This is a genomic window from Cellulomonas sp. IC4_254 (genome assembly GCF_011603975.1).
In the GTDB taxonomy this organism is placed as follows: Bacteria; Actinomycetota; Actinomycetes; order Actinomycetales; family Cellulomonadaceae; genus Cellulomonas.
On the sequence record NZ_JAANNB010000285.1, the window covers coordinates 1 to 3,295 of the forward strand.

Annotated in this window: 4 protein-coding genes; all 4 read right to left on the reverse strand. The window is 74.1% G+C overall.

Annotated features, from left to right (window positions below):
- Positions 1–17 precede the first annotated feature (17 nt).
- Positions 18–692, reverse strand: coding sequence for an urea amidolyase associated protein UAAP2 (locus G6556_RS17850; protein WP_166944356.1), 675 nt, complete (start codon positions 690–692; stop codon positions 18–20).
- A gap of 2 nt (positions 693–694) precedes the next feature.
- Positions 695–1,531, reverse strand: a complete 837-nt coding sequence (locus G6556_RS17855; protein WP_205693711.1) for an urea amidolyase associated protein UAAP1 — start codon at positions 1,529–1,531, stop codon at positions 695–697.
- An 11-nt stretch (positions 1,532–1,542) separates the two neighbouring features.
- Positions 1,543–2,184 carry an isochorismatase family cysteine hydrolase gene (locus G6556_RS17860; RefSeq protein ID WP_166944357.1) on the reverse strand — a complete coding sequence of 214 codons (642 nt, stop codon included), beginning with the start codon at positions 2,182–2,184 and terminating at the stop codon, positions 1,543–1,545.
- A 106-nt stretch (positions 2,185–2,290) separates the two neighbouring features.
- Positions 2,291–3,295 (reverse strand): ABC transporter permease (locus G6556_RS17865; RefSeq protein WP_346774988.1); only part of this gene is annotated, 1,005 nt, incomplete at its 5' end.

Consider the following 3,295-nt stretch of genomic DNA (forward strand, 5'->3'; position numbering starts at 1 on the left):
GACCCCGACCCCCACGCTCACGCCGCTCCCTCCGTCACGATCATCCGCACCGGCGTCGGGTCGAACCCGTTGCACGGGTTGTTGATCTGCGGGCAGTTCGACACCAGGACCAGCACGTCCCGCTCGGCGCGCAGCGTGAGCGACAGCCCGGGGGAGGAGATGCCGTCGACGATGCCCAGCGCGCCGTCCGCCTCGACCGGCACGTTCATGTACCAGTTGATGTTCGACACCAGGTCGCGCTTGCCGAGCCCCCGGCGGGCGCCCTCGGCGAGGAAGTTCTCCACGCAGGCGTGCTGGAGCACGGTGTGGTGGCCGTACCGCAGGGAGTTCGACTCCTTGGAGCACGCCCCGCCGATGGTGTCGTGCCGGCCGACCTCGTCGTGCACCAGGGTCATGAGCGCGTCGCCGGTGCCCGCGCGCAGCACGGACCCCTGCACCAGGTACACGTTGCGCTGCGCGCCGATCGTGTCGGACGCGGAGTACCGGACGGACGTGTCGTGCGCGTCGTAGAGCAGGCAGTCGACGGCCTGGTTGCCCTCCAGGTCGACGATCGTCAGCTCCTGACCGGCGCGCACGACGGTCGACCAGGCGGACCGGCGGGGGACGACCTCGTCGAGCACGACGGCGGCGCCGGCCAGGCGCGGCGGGACGGCGTCCGTCGAGGGGGCCGGGGAGGTGGGTGCAGCGGTCATGGTCACAGTCCCCTCGCACGGGCGTAGTCGATGGTGTTGGCGAAGGCGCGCGCCGCCTCCGGGCCGACGGTCGCCTCGGGCGCGTCGAGCCCCGCGGGCGCCCCGCGCCACGCGCGCACCCGCAGCGGCGTCGAGACGTACTCCGCGCGCGGGTCGACCGGGTGCGGCACGTTCGCGAGCAGGACGACGCACGGCAGCTCGAGCCGCAGCCGGACCCGCGCGCCCGCGCCGGCCGACCCGGTGAACTCGGTGGTCCCGTCGTCGGCGATGCGCACGCCCTGGAAGAACGACAGGCTCGGCGGCACGTCGCGCGCGTCGAGCCCGTTCTTCAGCGCGGCGAGCAGCAGCAGCTCCCGCCCGGCGGGCGTGCCGCCCTGCGGGGACCCGTCGCCGTACCGGGCCTCGTTGGCGGCCCGCGACGACGTCCCGGCGAACGTGTCGTGCCGCCCGGAGGTGTCCTCGACGACGGTCGCGAGCACCCGGCCGCGGTCGGACAGCAGCATGGAGCCCGCACCGAGGTACGCCTGCCACTGGATCTTGACGGTGTCGGCCACGTTGAGCCGCTCGTCGACCTGCGCCGCGTTGGTGAGCACGAGGTGGGCGCACGCGTCGCCCTCCAGGTCGGTCAGCTCGAGCACCGTGCCGCGGGCGAGGACCACGGTCGTGTAGTTCCCGCCGGCGACCGTCTCGGCGTGCAGCCGGTCCTCCGGCGCGACCTCGGCGGGCCAGTCCGGGGCGTCGGCGGCCGGCACGGTCGGCATCGTGTCGACGACCGTGCCGCCCTGGGCGCGCGCGTGGTCGCGGGCCCCCAGCGGCGAGGCGGTGGAGATGCTGGTCATCGCGTCCTCCCTCAGACGGCCTGGGCGGTGGTGGCGAGCGCGCGCTGCACCTCGGGGTTCGGGGTGGCGGTGGCGAGCCACTCCTGGACCTCCTCGGCGGTGACCAGCGCGTCGCGCTGCAGGTAGTCGATGGCGCGCAGCGCGGCGTCGTGCGCCTCCTGGGACGAGCCGCCGACCGCGTCGGTGACGACCCGGACCCGGTAGTCGTGCTGGTGCGCGTCGACCGCCGTGTAGTGGATGCACACGTCGGTGAGGCCGCCGATGAGGATGACGGTGTCGGCCCGGTACGCCTTGAGCACGATCTCCAGCTCGGTGCCGAAGAACGCGGAGTAGCGGCGCTTGCGGATGAGGAACTCGTCGGGCCGCGGGTCCAGGCCCTGCGCGAGCTCGGTCTCCGGCCAGCCCTCGACGCAGTGCGGGCCCTCGGCGCCGTCCAGCTCGCGGCCGATGTCGATGAGCGACGGCTTGTGCACCTCCTGGATCCACACGACCGGGATGCCCTGCTCGCGGCAGGTGGCGATCATCTGCCGGACCCGCGGCGCCCGCTCCGTGCGGCCGGGCATGTACGGGATCTCGGTACGGGACTCGGCGCGCTCGACGTCGCCGCCCTGGATGTCGACGACGATGAGCACGGCGTTGCCGGTGACGTTCATGGTGGAACCTTTCCGAGGGTGGTGCGGGGGCCGACTTCGGCAGTTCGGTGCCGAGTTCGGCAGCTGGGGGTGCCGCGTTCGGCACGGGAGTGCCGAGCTCGGCGGGTCAGGCGAGGGCGATGCGGCGGTCGGCGGCGGCCTGGAGCACGTCGACGACGGTGTTGAGCAGGACGTAGACGACGCCGAGCAGCAGGGCGACGCCCGCGATGGCGGGGAAGTCGGAGGCCGCGACGGACTTGTCGAGGTAGGAGCCGACGCCGGGCCAGTCGAAGATCTTCTCGACGACCACCAGGCCGGCCAGGAGCATGCCCGCCTGGATGCCGACCATCGACAGCGTCGGGCCGAGCGAGTTCCGGACGGCGTGCCGGACGAGGATCTGCCGCTCGCCCATGCCGGCGGCCCGGGCGGTGCGGGCGTGGTCGGCGGCCATGTTGGCCTTGAGCCCGTCGACCAGCACCCGGCCGATGGCGACGGCGGGGGAGATGGCGGCGCACAGCGCGGGCAGCGCCAGGTGCACGACCGCGTCGCCGGCGACGTCGAACCGGCCGGCCAGCAGCCCGTCGAGCACGAGGAACCCGGTCGGCCCGGCGGGGGCGTCCCGCAGGCCGGTGCGGCCGCCGGACGGCAGCCAGCCGAGGTTCCCGTAGAACACGAGCAGGGCGACCATGCCGAGCAGGAAGGTCGGTGCCGCGGCGCCGCTGAGCAGGACGACCCGCACGACCCCGGCCCCGCGCCAGCGCAGCGTGGTGAGCGCGGCGAACGCCACCCCGAGCACCAGGGCGATGCCCAGCACCCACGCGGCGAGCTCGAGGCTGGCCGGCAGCACCTGCGCCAGGTTGTCCGCGACCGGGGTGCGGCTGCGCAGCGAGTTCTGCAGGTCCCCGTGCAGCAGGCCCCCCAGGTACGTGAGGTAGCGCTGCACCAGGGGCTCGTCGAGGCCGAGGCGCTCGCGGGCGGCGGCCACCGCGTCGGCGGAGGCGTTGGCGCCGACGTACGCCTTGGCGGGGTCGACGCCGCTGACCTCCTGCAGGCCGAACAGCGCCATGGTGAGCGCGAGCAGGACGCCGACCGTGGCGGCGACGCGCTTGACCAGGAACATCACCATGCGAGG